We start from the raw sequence: 16,592 nt of genomic DNA on the forward strand, positions 1-16,592 counted from the left end.
GGTGCCTCGTGCGGATGGAATGTGTCCGATGAGCCCGCTCAGGCCGCGTCGGCGTACCAGAGCGTGGCCAGCGATGCCGGCGTGGCCGGTGCATCGCCGAGCAGCGTGGTCAGGCCGAAGTCGTCGATATCCGCATGTGCGCCGCGTGCGTGCTGCAGGATCTCGGCCGCCAGCCAGCGCATGCGCGCCACGTTGTCCTCGATGCGCGCGACCAGCGCGTCGTCGTCGAGTACGTCGTCGAGCGCGGCGTTCATCGCGCGGAACCAGCCGATCTCGGACTGGTCGAGCAGACGCGCGCCGGACGCGGCGCCGTCGCCGTTGCGGCGGCCCCATTCGCGCAGCAGCTGCTGCAGGGCGAGATTGAGCGCGCTTGCTTCGGTGAATGCCGGGCGCAGGCGGCCGAGCACCGCCATGCTGGTCAGGCGGTCGGCGAAGAACAGCGGCGTCAGCAGCGACCAGTAATACGTGTAATCCCAGATCACCTTGACCGGCATGACCTGCTCGTCGCCGAACAGCGGGTACTGGTCCTGGTAGAGCGTCAGCGTGTTCTCGTAGAACGAGAAATAGAGCTGCTGGTACAGCGCGACGTAGGGCCTGAAATCGGTGCCCGCGCGGTCCTTGCCGATCAGATCGCAGATGTAGGTGTTGCCGATCGCGATGAAGTCGGTGCCCGGCGAGTAGAACGGATCGAGGAACAGCCCGGCCTCGCCGGTCAGCGCCCAGCGCTCGCGCGAGAACACCTGCTTGCAGCCGTAGGAGAAGTGCCGCAGGAACAGGAAATCCTGCAGCGTGTGTTCGCTGCGGTCGAGCGTGGCGGCGACCTGCGGCTGATGCGTGCGCAGCCAGTCCATCGCTTTCGCGTGGGTGTTCATCGTCTCGAGCGGATGCATTTTCGCGTCGCAGACGATGCCGAGCGAATGCGACCCCGAGGCCAGCGGAATCAGCCAGAACCAGTAGCCCGGGCCGCACATGTGGTTGGTCGAGCGCCAGCGGTCCGGTGGATCGCAGCGCTGCAGCCAGCCCGCGTCCTGCGACCAGGCATTGGGGTCGATGGTGCCGTCCACGCGCCACCACACCGCATTGGCGTCGTGGTCGTTGGGCTGGGCGAGATCGAGCTTGCGCTTGAGCAGGCCGGCGCGACCGCTGGCATCGATCAGCCAGCGGCTGTGCAGGGTGTGCATCGCGCCGTCGCGCTCGAACGCGACGACGTGATCGTCGGCGCCGTCGCCGGCCATCGTCAGCTCGCGTACCACGGCGGCATCCTCGAACTGCACGCCGAGTGCGCGCGCGCGTTCACCGAGGAAGTTCTCGAACCGGCCGCGGTCGATCTGCCATGACGGCGTCGGCAGCAACCGGCTCACGCCGAGCTCGGTGCACTGGTCGATCGCGTGGCTGCCTTCGGAGAAGAAGAAGCGGAAGCCGAACTTGCGGATCTGTTCGCTTTCCAGATGCGCTTCCAGGCCCAGCACCTTGGCCAGGTAATGCGCACCGATCTCGACCGTGGACTCGCCGACCTTGTGCGCGGCTTCGCGTACCGGATGCGCGCGGCGTTCGATGACGGTGACCGCGCAGGCGGGGTCGCGCTGGCGCAGCTGCAATGCGAGGGTGAGCCCGGCGAGCCCGCCGCCGAGAATTGCGACATCGGTACGGGTCGTGGTCTGCATCAGCCGGCGCCTTGCATGGGTTCGGAAGCGAGCATCGCGTCGGGCGTCGCGCCGGGATCGAAGATCACCGGCGGATTCGCACGCTTGGCCCGCCAGGTGCGCAGCAGATCGCCACGCGTCAGCACCTGCCCGAGCACGTGCAGGGTGATCAGTTTCAGGTCGCGGTAGAGGCGGAAATGGCTCTTGCGGAACTGTTCGTCGGAATCCGCGCAGTGGTAGCGCGTCTCCACAGGCACCGACACCACACCGCAGCCGAGCCGGCGCGCGGCACTGATCAGGACCTGCGCTTCGAACACGAAGCCTTCGCCGGGAATGTCGTCGAGCGCGAGCACCGAGGCCGGATACAGCCGCTGCCCGCTCTGCGTGTCGACCATGCGGAAGCCGCAGGCCCAGGCGATGCCCCAGTCGCCGAAGTCGTTGCCGATCCGCCGGTACCAGGGCTGGGTGCCGCGCTTCTTCAGGCGCGCGCCGTTGACGATGCAGTTCGGGTGGTGGTTCGCGGCTTCGATCATCCGCGGAATGTCGCTCGCGCGATGCTGGCCGTCGCCGTCCATCGTGACCACCGCGGCGAAGCCGCGGCGTCGCGCTTCGGCGAACCCGTCGCGCAGGGCCTGGCCCTTGCCCATGCGTCGCGGGTGGCGCAGCAGTGTGACCGGCAGCGCGGCGACGATGTCGGGCGTGGCGTCGTCGGAGCCGTCGTCGACGACGATCACGTGCTCGCTGTACGCCAGCGCTTCGCTGACGACCTCGTCGATGCGCAGCGCTTCGTTGAGCGCCGGAATCACCACCGCGACATTGCCGCGATGCAGGTGCGCATGCTCAGCCATGCGCCGGCTCCGGCTGCGTGGTGTCGTCGATCTCGAGCGACAGCGAGCGGTGCGGACCGGCGCGCAGCACGGCGCGCGATCCACCAGTGGCGAGCGCGTCGAACAGTGGCAGCATCTGCGCCATCGCATTGCGTTCGCCATGCGCGCCGAGCGGGCCGGGTGATTCGAGATCGGCGCCGTCGCGCAGGCTCGCGCGGATGCGGGGACCCGTGCCGTCACGCACCAGCACCAGCGCAGCGCCGAGCAGGCCTTCGCTGTGTGTCACCGTGCCGAGCAGACCCGCCGAGGCGGTGTCGTAGGCGACCAGCAGCACCGCCGGGGTGCCGGTGGCGAGCTGCATCATCGCTTCCAGCAGACCCTGGGCGAACGTGGCGTCGTAGGCGCTGAGTGCAGTCGTCGCTTCCGTGCAGCCCGCGCCGATGGTCCAGTAACCCGCAGCGGCGTTGTGCACGGAGTTGTGGAACTTCGTCGGCGAGATCGCAGTGGGATCGGTCGCCAGCGTGTCGCACATGTAATCGGTGATGCCCAGATCGCCGTGCGTCGAGGCGAACACCGACGGCAGCGTCTCCGGTGCGATGCCGGCATCGCGGCACGCGGCCATCGCGACCTCGAGCGCCACCGCGACCGAGCCCGGCGCGCGCCGGCGTTCGTTCGGCGCCAGCAGCTGCGGCGACGGGCGCGACGGTGCCGATTCCGGACGCGTGCCGTCTATCGCGAATGCGCGTGCCGCGGCCCAGTCCGGCAGGCCGTCGGTCCAGAAGCCGATGCCGGCGATCGTCGCGGTCAGCGCGCTCGACATGCCCGACGTGCTCATGCGGCCACCTTGCCGAACACCAGCGAGCAGTTGTTGCCGCCGAAGCCGAAGGAATTGTTCATCGCGTAGCGGATGTCCGCCTCCGCATTGTCGAAGCGGATCTGCGGCCCGCACGCGGGATCGCGCACGGTGCTGTCGAGAATCCCCGGCAGCAGGCCGTTCTCCAGCGCGAGCAGGGCGAACACCGATTCGACGATGCCCGCCGCGCCCAGCGTGTGACCGGTCCAGCCCTTGGTCGAACTGGCGTGCAACGTGCCCGGGAACAGCGCATCGACCGCGCGCGCTTCGACCGAATCGTTGGCCGGCGTCGATGTGCCATGCAGGTTCAGATAGCCGACGTCCGCCGGTTCGACACCGGCGCGATCCAGCGCGCCGCGCATCGCCAGCGTCGCGCCGAGGCCTTCGGGGTGCGGCGCCGACATGTGGTGCGCATCGCTGGATTCGCCGTAGCCGCGCAGCTGCAGGCCGGCATCGCCGGTGGCCGCGCGCTCGAGCACGGCGAATCCGCCGGCCTCGCCCAACGACAGGCCATTGCGCGTCGCGTCGAACGGACGGCACCGCTCGGTCGACACCAGGCCGAGCGCGTTGAAGCCGAACAGCACGCTGCCGCACAGGGTGTCGACGCCCCCGACCAGCGCCGCATCGACGACACCGGCTTCGATCATGCGCGCCGCCTGGGCGAACACCTTCGCGCTCGACGAGCAGGCCGTGGCGACGGTGATGCAGGGACCGCGCAGGCCGGTGGCGTGCTGCAGGAAATCGCCCAGCGAATGCGGGGTGTGCACGATCGGTCGGGCGAGATCGTCGGGAAAATGCCGGACGCCGTCGGCATCGGCATCCGCGCGCGCATAGGCCTCCTCGCTCGCGCCGATGCTCGACGTGGACGTGCCGACGACCAGCGCGACGCGGTCCGCACCGTACTTCGCGACCATCGTGTCGAGCGCCGTCAGCACGCCGTCGTGCTGCAGCGCCAGCCAGGCGAGCCGGTTGTTGCGGCATTCCCAGCGCGACAGCGCGGACGGCAGCGGCGCGTCTTCCACGCCCTCGACGCGGCCGATCCAGGTCGGCAGCGGGGTCGGGCCGAAATCGTTGCGGCGCAGGCCACCGCGTCGTTCACGCAGCGCCGTGGACTGAGCGGCGGCGCCGCGTCCGAGGGCGGTGGTCGCGGTGAACGCGCGGATGGCGAGTGCCGGCATCGGCGACGGGGACAGCGGTTCAGGCACGCAACGGATCCGGGGGACAATCAGGCGGCCGAGTATAGCCACAGCATCGTGAGGCTAGACTCCCGGGTCAGCCCCAGTTCCAGAGCGTCGACACCACCGCTTCACGATGGCCCGTACCCGCCTGCTGCACCGTTTGAAACGCCTGTCCGACCGCGACGCGCTGCACACGCTCGCGGTCGCTGTGGTGGCCTGCGTGCTGAGTTTCGGGCTGGTCTATGTGGGCTACCTGGTGCACGTGCTGCGGGTCGCGCGCAACGCGCCCTGCGTGCCGGTCAGGGGCGAGTGCGTGCTGGTGTTCGGCAAGCACTCGCCGCAGGGCCGGCTGGATGCGGATTTCCAGGCGCGGCTGTCGCGCGCGGCGACATTGTGGAGTTCGCATGCGCCTGGCCGCGTGCTGCTGCTCGGGGGCGGTCCGATGGGCGCGCCCACCGAGGCCGCCCTGGCGCGCGATGCCCTGCATGCGCTGGGCGTGCCCGACGACGCCCCGCTGGTGCTCGAAGACGCCTCGCGCGACACGCTGCAGAACCTGCGCAACGCGCGCAGCCTGCTGGCCGCGGCGGCCGTCGATCCCGACGCGCCCACGCGCCGGGTCACCCTGCTCAGCAGCCGCTATCACCTCGCGCGCTGCGCCCTGTTCGCACGCGGACTGGGCCTGCACTGGGAACTGTGCGCGGCCGAACCCGCGCTGTCGTGGCGCCCCGGCATGCTGTGGCGCATCGCCGGCGAGGCGGCCTATGTCTGCTGGCTCGACATCGGCGTGCGCTGGGCGCGGCTGATCGGGCATCGACGGCTGATCGAGCGGATCAGCTGAGCATCGACGGTGCGCCGGCGTGCGCCCTACCCGGCCGGGCAGGGCGCACCGGCGCGATCAACGGCGCTGCTGCGCCGGGATAAAGACTGTCTCTACTGCCTCGGCCAGCTGGTCCGGCGGCAGCAGGCCCTGGTCGAGCAGGAAGTTGTTGAACGCGCGGCGGTCGAACTTCTCGCCCAGCGCCAGCTCGGTGCGCATGCGCAGTTCGAGGATGCGGGTGTAGCCGTAGAAGTAGCTCGTCGCCTGGCCCGGTGCGTTGAAGGTGTAGCGGTCCAGTTCCTGGCGCGCCATCGCCGGCGACAGCATCACCTCTTCGGTCAGCACGCGGCCGGCGCGTTCGCGGTCGATCGTGCCGAGGTTGAGCATCGGGTCGAGCATTGCGCGCGCGGCGCGCAGCAGGCGGAACTGCAGCGCGATCAGCTGGCCGTCGAGCGGTTCGTAAGGCACCAGTTCGGCTTCGGCGTACAGCGCCCAGCCTTCGACGTTGACCGAGTTGAACGCGAACATCGAACGCGCCAGCGACACGCCGCGCTCGACCATCGCGGTGAACTGCAGCTCGTGGCCGGGACGGCCTTCGTGCGCCGACAGCGTCCAGCGCACGGCGTCGAAGTTGAAGTCGTCGTAGGCCGCGTCGTCGCCGGTGCCGCCGGGGTTGCCGACCGGCAACACGAACGTGCCCTGCTGGCCGGTGTTGCCGACCAGCGGCGCCGGGCGGAAATGCGGCGCCGGCTGCGCGGCCGATTCGGCATCCGAGCCCAAGCGCATCTGCATCTCGCGCTGCGGCACGTCGACGATGTTCTCGCGCTCGATGATCGGATCGATCGCATCGATCACTTCGCGATAGCTCGCTTCCAGACGCGCGTTGGGAATCGTGTCGCGCTTGAGTGCGGCGATGACCGCGCGGTAGTCGGTCGCGTCGATGCCCTTGTCCTTGGCGACCAGCGGCGCGAGCTGCTGCATCTGCGCGCGGATCTCCATGAAGGCCAGCTGCGCGCGCTGCATCAGCAGCTGCGGATCGACATCGGTGCCGTACTGCTTGAGCCCGAAGGCATACAGTTCCGGCGGCAGGCGGGTGTCTTCGCGCGCCTTCGGCAGCACGGTGGTGCGGGTCCAGTCGGCGTAGGCCGTGATCTCCTTCGCGATCGCGTCGAGCGCGGGCTCGGCGCCTTCGATTTTGTATTCCTCGAACAGCTTGCGGATGCCGGCGATGTAGGTGTCGGCGCTGTCGAGTGCACGCTGCACTTCCAGTCGGGTCGGCTGCAGCAGCTCGGGATTCGACAGGCGTTCTTCGTAACGCTGGCGGGCGAGCGTGGTGATCGGCGTGCTGCCTTCCGCGAGCCCGGCATAGCGCTGCAGGCGCGCGAGTGCGTGCGCACGGCGCTCGGGCGGCGTCTGCGCCGACAGCAGCCCGTTGATGCCGCCGAAGACCAGCTGCGGCGCGTCGGTCCACGGCAGCAGATAGCGCTCGTTGAGCGTGCTGCCCTCGACGCTCTCGTCGATGCTCTTGAGCAGGATCTGCAGATCCTGGCGCACGTTGGCGTCGCGCTCGAGTTCGAGCTGGGTCTGCAGTTTCGCGCGTGCACCGGCCATGGCCGTGCGATAGCGGGCGGCGTTGTCGGGGCCGAAGTCGGCGACCTGGTCGTCGTAGCCGGGCACGCCGAAGAAGCCGGCGGATTCGGGCTGGAACGGCGCCTGGGCGTCGATCAGGATCTGCGCGAGCGCGTTGCTGCGCGTGACCCAGGCCGGCGATGCGGCCTGCGACGCGGTCACGGCGGCCTTGGCGTCATCGGTGTGGGCGAGGGCCGAGAGCGGCGCGGCGAGGGACAGGGCGATCGCGAGGACGAGCGGTTTCATGGCAGCACCAGCGGCAAGGACGAACGCCGACCGTAGGCGCTCGCGTGCGTGCCGGCAATGGCCGGAGGTCACGGCGCCGGCAATGCGTGATGTTCGACCGGCGTGTCCGCCTCGGCGATGGTGATGATCTGCCCGGGATCGTTGTCGCCTGGCATGTACAGCAGCGATTCCCAGGTCCACGCACCGAGTCGACGCTCTGCGCTCGCGACCAGGTGACCCGCACCGCGCGGGCCTTCGATGCCGATCACCAGGTCCGCGCGGCCCGAGCCGCCGTCGTCGGTCGAGGTGCTGACCGAGCCCATCGGCATGAAGCCGGGCGTGATCGGCGTGCCGATCGTCGCGACGAGCTCGGGATGCGCGCGGGCGCGTGCCAGTGCGTCGACGTAGACGTCCGAGCGCATCATCGAACCGCGGATCGCGAACAGCATGATCGCGACGAACGCCGCCACCAGTGCGACGAAGGTGACCACGACGACCGGCAATGCCCACTTCCAGTTGCGCTGCCACCAGCCGCGCGGCGGCGCGGGCGCTTGTGCGGGACGTGGCGGCAACGGGGGCGGCAGCGTGGACATGCGCGGGCGTCCGGCGGGTGTGGTCAGGGCGTGAGGCAACGCGCGAGGAAGGCTTCGCTCGTGCGGTAGCGATGCAGCGCGTCTTTCCCGCGCAGCCCGTGCTTGGCACCGGGATAGGTCATCAGTTCGAACGGCGTGCCGGCCTGCTGCAGCTGGCTCATCAGCTGCGTGGCATTGGTGAACAGCACGTTGTCGTCGGCCATGCCGTGGATCAGCAGCAGCGCGTTCGGCTTGATGTGGTCGGCGTGGGTGAACACGCTGGCCTCGCGGTAGCCGTCGACGTTGGCCTTGGGCAGGTTCATGTAGCGCTCGGTGTAGTGCGTGTCGTAGAGCGCCCAGTCGGCCACCGGCGCGCCGGCGATGCCGCAGGAGTAGGCGTCGGGCGCCTTGGCCAGCAGCATCAGCGTCATGTAGCCGCCGTTCGACCAGCCGTTGACGGCGATGCGGTTGCCGTCGACCCACGGCTGCGACTTCAGCCACTCGACGCCGCGCAGCTGATCCTCGACCTCGACCGTGCCCTGGCGCTCGTACAGCGCACCGACGAAGTCGCGGCCGCGACGCGGGGTGCCGCGGTTGTCGAGCGAGAACACCACGTAGCCTTGCTGCGCGAGGTACTGGTGGAAGCTCGCGTCGGCGCGGCCGGGCCAGGTGTCGAGCACGGTCTGCGCGGCCGGGCCGCCGTAGACGAACACGACGACCGGATGCGGCTTGGTTTCGTCGAAATTCGCCGGCTTGATCAGCGAGTAGTGCAGCGGCGTGCGGCCGTCGGCGGCGGTCAGCGTGCCGAACTCGGTCGGACGGTGCGCGGCCAGGAACGGCGCGTAGGGATGATCGGCCGCGGCGAGATCGTTCTCGACGAGCGTCGCGAGTTGCGTGCCGTCGGCGCGGTGCAGTGCGATCTGCGGCGGCGTGTTCGTGTTCGACCAGCTGTCGACGTAGACCGACGCATTGCGCGCGAAGCTGGCGCCGTGCATGCCGGGCTCGGTCGACAGCGCGGTGTAGGCGCGCTGGCCGTCGAGACCGACGCTGTAGATCCGCGACTGCGTCGCGCGCGGCAGCGCCTGGCCGTCTTCGAGCGCCATGCCGGCGCGGAAGTAGGCGAGGCCCGCGGTGGCATCGACCGCCAGCAATTCGTCGACGGGCCAGTTGCCCTGCGTGAGCTGGGTCATGCGGCGTCCGTCCTCGGACGCGAGATACAGATGCTGGAAGCCGTCGCGCTCGGACGACCACACGAAGCGACCGTCGTCGAGGAAGCGCAGGCTGTCGTGCAGCGGCACCCAGGTGCGGCCGCGCTCGGTGACCAGCGTGCGCTGCGCGCCGGTGGCGAGCGTGGTCTCGACGAGTTCGAGCGTCTGCTGGTCGCGCGACTGGCGCTGGAAGGTCAGGCGCTGCGCATCGCGCCACTGCACGCGGGCGAGATAGATATCGGTGTTCCTGCCGAGATCGACGTCGGTCACCGTGCCGCCCTGCGGCGCGACGACGTGCAGGGTGACGCGCACGTTGTCGTCGCCGGCGGCGGGGTAGCGCTGCTCGACGACCTCGGTACGGTCGGGATAGACCTCGTAGCGCTTCTGCACCGGCACCGGCGATTCGTCGATGCGTGCGTAGGCGATGCCGCTGTCGTCGGGCGCCCACCAGTAACCGGTGTGGCGGTTCATTTCCTCGTCGGCGACGAACTCGGCGACACCGTTGCCGATCACCTCGCTGCCGTCAGTCGTCAACTGGCGCTCGGCGCCGCTGGCCAGATCGATGACCCACAGATTGCGCGCGCGCACGAAGCTGACGAAGCCGCCGCCCGGCGACACCTTCGGATCGGTCGCGAAGCCGCCGCCATCGGTGAGCTGGCGCACCGCCTCGGAACCCGATTTCGACAGGTCGTAGAGATACAGCTCGCCGCCGAGCGGAAACAGCAGACGCTGCGCATCCGGCGCCCACTGGTAATCCACGATGCCCGACTGGCCGGCGATGCGCTGGCGCTCACGACGCGCGTTCTCGGCATCGCTGAGCGTTTCCTCGCCCTGCAGCACGACCTTGGAATCGACCAGCATCCGCGTCTGCCCGCTGGCGATGTCGTATTCCCACAGGTCCAGCTGGTTGCGGTTCTCGTCCTTGCCGCGCAGGAAGGTCACGCGCGAGCCGTCCGGCGCGACCTGTGGCTTCATCAGCGTCGGTCCCGACAGCGGCGCATCGCCGGTGATGGCTTCGAGCGTGAGACCGCCGGTGGCGGGCGGTGTGGTGGCGAGGGCGGTGGACGTGGCGATCATCAGGGCGGCAGCGGCAAGTACGGAGCGCATGGCGGGTCCATGGGAGCGAGGCGCCCAGTGTATCGGTTGGGTCGATCGCGCCCCGGTGACGCTAGTCCGCGCAGGCCTCGCGGCGCGTCGTGCCGTCCGACCATCCCCACATGTGATGCACCTGCGCAATATGTGTGCTGATCCAGCCGTGGCGGTGCAGACCGCCACGGGTCTCGATGCTTGCGGGCAACGCTGGAAAAGCCGTCATCCCCGCATTCGCGAGAATGACGAGCAAATGCAGGTTTGATCAGCGTTGTCTCAGCGACGCCCCTGCCCGAACAGCAGCTTCTTCTCCTCGTCGCTCATCGTCCTGCCGGCGTCGGGATTCACGTCCTTGGCTTTCGCGTATGCGCGCGCCGTGGCCGGGCGTGCCTTGATGGCGGCGTGCCAGCGCTGGACCTCGGGGTAGGGCGTCATGTCGATCGGCGCCTTGTCGTAGACGCCGATCCACGGATACGTCGCCATGTCGGCGATCGAATATGCATCGCCGGCGACGAAATCGCGATCCTTCAGATGCGTGTCGAGCACCTGCAGCAGGCGATTGGCCTCGTTGGTGTAGCGGTCGATCGCGTACGGAATCTTCTCCGGCGCATAGACGTTGAAGTGGCCGTACTGGCCGGTCATGGGCCCCAGGCCGGCCATCTGCCAGAACAGCCATTCCAGTGTCTCGATGCGCACGCGCGGATCGGTCGACAGGAACTGGCCGGACTTCTCCGCCAGATACAGCAGGATCGCGCCGGACTCGAACACGGTCTGCGGCGCACCGCCGTCGGCGGGTGCGCGGTCGATGATCGCCGGCATCTTGTTGTTCGGCGAGAACGCGAGGTATTCCGGCTTGAACTGGTCGCCCTTGCCGATGTTGACCGGATGAATCGTGTACTCAAGACCGGCTTCTTCGAGGAACAGCGTGACCTTGTGGCCGTTGGGGGTGGGCCAGTAGTGGAACTCGATCATGGGGACGCTCCGCGGACAGGTGCAGCGAGTCTAGGCGCGCGTCCGGAGCGTGGCGTGGATACGGGGCGCACGCTGCGTTGCGGTGGTGGGGCTTGGGGCGCGGAAATGACGACGCCGCCTTTCGGGGCGGCGTCGATCCGTTGTTCTGCGGGCGTCGGCCCTCACCCCAACCCCTCTCCCTGGGGGAGAGGGGCGAGAGGCGAAGCGTGCTGCGCTTACTGCGTCTTGCAGTCGAGCCTGTGCGTCGCTTCGGTGCCGATGCGGATGTCGGCCAGTCCCAGGGTCAGGCCAGCCGGCGCACGGATCGCGAACGGCGTGCTGACGCGGGTGGCGTCGAGACCGGCGACGGTCAGGCACTTCAGCGGAACGCCGGCGGTGATCCATTCGCCGCGCGGCAGCGTGGCCAGCCACGGGCCGATCGGCAGTTCGGCCTTGCAGCCTGCGCCGCAGTCCGCGTACAGCACGGTGTCACCCGACGCCGGCAGCGCGTCGATGCGCAGCGTCGCCAGCAGCAGCGAATCGCCGTTGGTCTCGCGGCTCAGATCGGTCGGCGAGTGCGACAGCAGTTCGGCAGTCGCGTTGCCGGTCCAGGTCAGCAGGCGCGCGCCTTCCTGGGTCTGGTAGTCGACGGCGGCGAGCGTGAGCGTGCCGTCCGGCGTGGCGACGCGCGGGTGCAGCACGTCGGCGCCGCGACCATCGGCGCCGGTCACGACCAGACGCAGGCCGGGGCCGGGCACGCCGCGGGCGAAGTAGCCCGCATCCTTGCCGTCCTCGGCACTGACGCCGGCGTCTTCCGGCAGGGCGGCGAGGTTGCCGTCGTCGGCATAGGTCAGGCCGTGCCCGAACGCGAACAGCGGGTCGTAGCCCTCCATGCCGACGTTGTTGACGTACTGGTTGCCGCGACGCGGCCACGAGAAGCTCAGCTTGCCCTTGAAGTCGTGCTGCGGCTTGCCGTCCGCGCCCTGCAGCAGCACGTCGGCAACGCCTGCACCTTCCGAGCCAGGCAGCCAGGCGGCGACGAAGGCATTGGATGCGTTGATCTCGCGATTCACCCACAGCGGGCGGCCACTGAGGAACACCGACACCACCGGAATGCCCTCGGCGCGCAGGCGCTTGACCAGTTCGAGATCGGCATCGTCGCCGGGCTTGTACAGCAGGTTCGGCAGATCGCCGAGGAACTCAGCGTAGGGATCCTCGCCGAACACGACGATCGCCACGTCCGGCTTCTGACCGTACGCGCCGTCGACCGCGAGCTGCGCCGTGCCGCCGGCCGCGGTGACCTGGGTGCGGATGCCGTCCCAGATGGTGTCGGCGTTCGGATAGTCGGCGCGCTTGGTCCCGGTGCCCTGCCAGTTGAGCGTCCAGCCGCCGGACTGCTTGCCCATGTCGTCGGCACCGTCGCCGGCGACGAGCACGCGCTGCTTCGGCGCGAGCGGCAGTACGCCGTCGTTCTTCAGCAGCACCAGCGATTCGCGCACCGCGCGACGCGCGACTTCGCGATGCTCGGGCGCGCCGAGCAGTTCGAACTTGCCGCCCAGCGCACGCTCGGACGGCCTGGGCGCATCGAACAGACCCATGCGGAACTTGACGCGCAGGATGCGGCGCACCGCATCGTCGAGACGCGCCATCGGCAGTTCGCCCGACTGCACGTGCTTGACAGTGCTGTCGTACAGGCCGCGCCAGCTGTCGGGCGCCATCGCCATGTCGAGACCGGCGTTGAACGTCGACGCGCAATCGGTCGTGGTGCAGCCCGGCAGCTGGCCGTGGCCGTTCCAGTCGCCGACGACGAAGCCACCGAAGTTCATGCGGTCCTTGAGCACGTCGGTCAGCAGCGCCTTGTGCCCGTGCATGCGCTGGCCATGCACGCTGTTGAACGAGGCCATGACCGCCTGCGCACCCGCGGCGATCGCCGGCGGATAGCCCGCACCGTGGATGTCGCGCAACTGCGCTTCGATCACCGCGGTTTCGCCCTGGTCCTTGCCGCCGGTGGTGCCGCCGTCGCCGAGGTAGTGCTTCACCGACACCATGACGTGGTGATCGTTGAGGAACTCCGGCGAGCCGGCCTTGCCCTGCATGCCCTCGACGACGGCCGGCGCGAACGCGGCGACGATGTCGGGCGATTCGGAATAGCCCTCGTAGGTGCGGCCCCAGCGGTCGTCCTGCGGCACGGCGACGGTCGGCGCGAACGCCCATTCCATGCCGGTGGTGCGGGTTTCGATCGCGGTGACGCGGCCGATCTCGCGCATCAGTTCGGCATTGCGCGTCGCGCCCAGGCCGATGTTGTGCGGAAACAGCGTCGCGCCGACGATGTTGCTCTGGCCGTGCACGGCGTCGATGCCGAAGATCACCGGAATCGCCTTGCCGCCACCCGACGTGTCCATCGAGGCTTCCCAGAACGCGTCCGCGAGCTTCAGCCACTCGGCCGGCGCGGCGTCGTAGCGGCCGCCCGGATCGGAGTTGCCGCCGGCGAGGATCGAACCGAGCCGGTACTTGCGCAGGTCTTCGGGCGTGATGTCGGCGATGTCGCCCTGCACGATCTGGCCGACTTTCTCTTCGACGGTCATCGTCGCCATCAGCTCGGTGATCTTCTGCTCGAGCGCGGGATCCTCGGCCAGCGGCCATGCGGTCTCAGGCCAGTTGGCCGGATCGATCGCGCCGGCGTCGGCGGTGTTCGCCGGGGCAGGTGCGGCCGTGGCCGCGGGGGGCGGCGCCTCGTCGCGCGCGCAGGCGCCAAGGACGAGCGCGGCGAGCATCGCCGGCAGCAGGGCGCGACGGAAGGAGCGGTGTGCGGGGCGATGCGACTGGATCATCGAAGGGCTCCGGATCAGGAGGGTGCGACCGGAGCCGCGGTGGGGACGGGTGCCATGCTGCACGGCAGCGATGACAGCGTTGTCAGGCGGGTGCCAGCATACCGGCGCACGCCCGCCGAAGCTTGCTGCAGGGCGTCATCGACGCGTACGGCACCGCACGTGCTGCACTGCGGGCTCTGGCAGAATGCGCCACCGGGAAGACGATGGCCGGATTGAACAGCATGCGTGTGCGGATCGAGGATGTCGCGGAAGCGGCGGGCGTGTCGATGAAGACGGTGTCGCGCGTGCTCAACAACGAGCCGAACGTCTCCGAGCGCACGCGCGTGGCCGTGGAGGCCGCGGTCGAGAAGCTGCAGTACCGGCCGCTGGCCTCGGCGCGGCTGCTCGCCGGGCGCCGCTCGTATCTCGTCGCGATGCTCTACGACAATCCGTCGAGCAACTACCTCATGGAGGTCGAGCTCGGCGTACTCGATGCCTGCCAGTCGCAGCATTACAACCTGATGCTCGCGCCGGTCGACTACACCGCCAAGGACATCGTCGCCAAGGTCGAGTCGATGATCGTGCAGTCGCAGCTCGACGGCGTAGTGCTGACACCGCCGATCACCGATGACGCGAAGCTGCTCGCGCGGCTCGACGAGATGGGCATTCCGTTCGCCAGCGTGTCGGCGCAGGAACAGAACCGGCGCATCGGCGCCGTCGTCGACGAACGCAGTGCTGCGCGCGATGTCGTGCTGCATCTGGCCGGTCTCGGCCATCGCCGCATCGCCCACATCAAAGGGCATCCCGCGCACGGTGCCAGCCGCTGGCGCCTGGCGGGGTATCGCGATGGTCTCAAGCAGGCGGGCCTCGCCTACGACGCCGCGCTGGTCGTCGCCGGCAAGTTCTTCTACGAATCCGGTTTCGACGCGACCAACACCCTGCTCGATCTGCCGGATCCGCCGACCGCGGTCTTCGCCGCCAACGACGACATGGCCGCCGGTGCGATCTGCGCGATCTGCGAGCGAGGACTGTCGGTGCCGAAGGACGTGTCGGTCTGCGGGTTCGACGATATGCCGATCGCGCGCCACATCTATCCCTCGCTGACCACCGTGCGTCAGCCCAGCCGCGAGATGGGTCGGCTGGCCGGTCTCGAACTGCTCAAGGCGATCCGCGACAGCAGCGCCGGCGAAACGCTGGAACTGCCGTACGCGCTGCAGGTGCGCAAGTCGACCGGACCCGTGCGCGCCTGACCCGATGCCGCCGTCTCAGGCGGGCGGCGCACCACCGGGCGCGTAACTGCGCATGTAATCCATGTGCGTCGGCAGCTGGCGCACCGTGCGCTCGACGTCGGTGCTGATCTGGCCGAGGAAATGCGACAGCTCGGCATCGCCCATCAGATCCGCCGACGGGTGGAAATGCTTCGGGTAGATGCCCTGGCCCATCATCACCTGGATCCACGAGTTCTCCGCGAACAGCTCGGTCGGCACGTGGAAGACGCGGCCGGTTTCGCGGAACAGATCGATGCGGTGCTTCAGCGTCGCGGGGATCGTCATCTCGCGGTAGTCGATCCAGTACTGCGTGTCGGTGCGGTTGTTGAGATGGAAATGCAGGATCACGAAGTCGCGCGTGTGCTGGATCTCTTCCGACAGGCGCGCGTTGTACTGGTCGATGTCCGGCTGCGAGACCACGCGCGGGAAGGTCTGCATCAGATGGATGATGCCGCGCTGGATCAGGTGGATCGTGGTCGATTCCAGCGGCTCGATGAAGCTGCCCGCCAGTCCCAGCGCCACGCAGTTCTTGTGCCAGCACTGCTCGCGCTGGCCGGGGCGGAAGCGCACCGGCCACGGGTCCTTGATGACCTCGCCTTCGATGCTCGACAGGAAGCGTGCCTTCGCTTCGTCGTCGCCCATGTAGCGGCTCGAATAGACGATCCCGTTGCCCACGCGGTGCTGCAGCGGAATCCGCCATTGCCAGCCGGCCGTGTCGGCGATCGCGCGCGTGTAGGGCACCGCGTCGCGGACCGCCGTGGTCTGTGTCGCCAGCGCGCTGTCGTTGAACAGCCAGTGCGACCAGTCGGTGAATCCGACACCGAGTGCCTTCTCGATCAGCAGGGCGCGGAAGCCCGTGCAGTCGATGAAGAAGTCGCCTTCGATCTCCTCGCCGTTCGCAAGCACCAGCGAGGTGATGAACCCCGACGCGTCGTCGGTCTTCACTTCGGTGATCTTGCCTTCGACGCGCTTCGCGCCATTGCTTTCGCTGAAGGTCCGCAGGAAGCGCGCGTAGAGGCTCGCGTCCATGTGGTAGGCGTAGTTGAGGCGGCGCTTGGGCAGATGCGCGAAACGGCCCTGTTCGGCGGCCTTGAGCTCGACGCAGTAGTCGCCGTAGTCACCGGCGAGGCCGCGCTCGCGGCCCTTCATCCAGAAATGCTGGAAGCCCGCCGTCCAGTGGTCGGTGCCGGTCAGGCCGAAGGAATGGATGTAGTCGACGCCCTGGTCCAGCCAGTTCTCGAAGCTGATGCCCAGCTTGATCGTGCCCTGGGTGGCGGCCATGAAATCCTGCTCCTTGATATCGAGCAGGCGGTGGAAGGTCATCAGGGTCGGGATCGTGGCCTCGCCGACGCCGACGGTGCCGATCTCCTCCGATTCGATCAGGGTGATGTCGAGCACCTTGCCGAGCGTGCGCGAGATCGCAGCGGCGGCCATCCAGCCGGCGGTGCCGCCGCCGGCGATGACCACGCGCTTGACCGGACGCCCGGCGATGTCGGAATGGGTGTGCATGACGGGTGCGATC

General features: G+C 68.8%; 12 protein-coding genes. 2 read left to right on the top strand and 10 right to left on the bottom strand.

The window, feature by feature from the left end; translation table 11 throughout:
- Positions 1–38 precede the first annotated feature (38 nt).
- From V3391_RS14670 to V3391_RS14685, 4 genes are read right to left on the bottom strand one after another with little or no spacing between them, the layout of a single operon-like run.
- A complete protein-coding gene (locus tag V3391_RS14670) occupies positions 39–1,664 on the bottom strand; it encodes an NAD(P)/FAD-dependent oxidoreductase (RefSeq protein ID WP_332079186.1) in 1,626 nt (541 codons plus the stop codon).
- Complete coding sequence (locus tag V3391_RS14675; protein WP_332079187.1) at positions 1,664–2,491, bottom strand: glycosyltransferase family 2 protein; 828 nt, start codon at positions 2,489–2,491, stop codon at positions 1,664–1,666. The genes V3391_RS14670 and V3391_RS14675 overlap by 1 nt, the downstream gene beginning before the upstream one ends.
- Complete coding sequence (locus V3391_RS14680; RefSeq protein WP_332079188.1) at positions 2,484–3,305, bottom strand: beta-ketoacyl synthase chain length factor; 822 nt, start codon at positions 3,303–3,305, stop codon at positions 2,484–2,486. Before V3391_RS14680 ends, V3391_RS14675 begins: the two co-directional genes overlap by 8 nt.
- Positions 3,302–4,501, bottom strand: a complete 1,200-nt coding sequence (locus tag V3391_RS14685) for a beta-ketoacyl-[acyl-carrier-protein] synthase family protein (protein WP_332079693.1) — start codon at positions 4,499–4,501, stop codon at positions 3,302–3,304. Before V3391_RS14685 ends, V3391_RS14680 begins: the two co-directional genes overlap by 4 nt.
- A 133-nt stretch (positions 4,502–4,634) precedes the next feature.
- Here V3391_RS14685 and V3391_RS14690 point away from each other — a divergent pair, with 133 nt between their 5' ends.
- The gene (locus V3391_RS14690) at positions 4,635–5,339 is read left to right on the top strand and encodes a YdcF family protein (protein ID WP_332079189.1); all 705 of its coding nucleotides are present in this window, start codon (positions 4,635–4,637) and stop codon (positions 5,337–5,339) included.
- 57 nt (positions 5,340–5,396) lie between these two features.
- Here V3391_RS14690 and V3391_RS14695 read toward each other — a convergent pair whose 3' ends face one another.
- The 5 genes from V3391_RS14695 to V3391_RS14715 form a co-directional block, all read right to left on the bottom strand.
- Positions 5,397–7,193, bottom strand: a complete 1,797-nt coding sequence (locus V3391_RS14695; RefSeq protein ID WP_332079190.1) for a DUF885 domain-containing protein — start codon at positions 7,191–7,193, stop codon at positions 5,397–5,399.
- 68 nt (positions 7,194–7,261) lie between these two features.
- The gene (locus V3391_RS14700; RefSeq protein WP_332079191.1) at positions 7,262–7,765 is read right to left on the bottom strand and encodes a cytochrome c oxidase assembly factor Coa1 family protein; all 504 of its coding nucleotides are present in this window, start codon (positions 7,763–7,765) and stop codon (positions 7,262–7,264) included.
- A 23-nt stretch (positions 7,766–7,788) separates the two neighbouring features.
- A complete protein-coding gene (locus V3391_RS14705; RefSeq protein ID WP_332079192.1) occupies positions 7,789–10,059 on the bottom strand; it encodes a S9 family peptidase in 2,271 nt (756 codons plus the stop codon).
- A gap of 258 nt (positions 10,060–10,317) precedes the next feature.
- Entirely contained in the window at positions 10,318–11,013 is a 696-nt protein-coding gene (locus V3391_RS14710) for a glutathione binding-like protein (RefSeq protein WP_332079193.1), read from the bottom strand.
- Positions 11,014–11,228: 215 nt separating this feature from the next.
- Positions 11,229–13,823, bottom strand: a complete 2,595-nt coding sequence (locus V3391_RS14715; protein ID WP_425497268.1) for a glycoside hydrolase family 3 protein — start codon at positions 13,821–13,823, stop codon at positions 11,229–11,231.
- 221 nt (positions 13,824–14,044) lie between these two features.
- On the opposite strand from V3391_RS14715, the gene V3391_RS14720 reads away from it, so the two are divergent.
- On the top strand, positions 14,045–15,052 hold the full coding sequence (locus tag V3391_RS14720) for a LacI family DNA-binding transcriptional regulator (RefSeq protein ID WP_332079194.1): 1,008 nt from the start codon (positions 14,045–14,047) through the stop codon (positions 15,050–15,052).
- Positions 15,053–15,067: 15 nt separating this feature from the next.
- Here V3391_RS14720 and V3391_RS14725 read toward each other — a convergent pair whose 3' ends face one another.
- The gene (locus V3391_RS14725; RefSeq protein ID WP_332079195.1) at positions 15,068–16,579 is read right to left on the bottom strand and encodes a tryptophan halogenase family protein; all 1,512 of its coding nucleotides are present in this window, start codon (positions 16,577–16,579) and stop codon (positions 15,068–15,070) included.
- Positions 16,580–16,592 lie beyond the last annotated feature (13 nt).

Origin of the sequence: Luteimonas flava, from assembly GCF_036584485.1 — a bacterium.
GTDB lineage: Bacteria > Pseudomonadota > Gammaproteobacteria > Xanthomonadales > Xanthomonadaceae > Luteimonas > Luteimonas flava.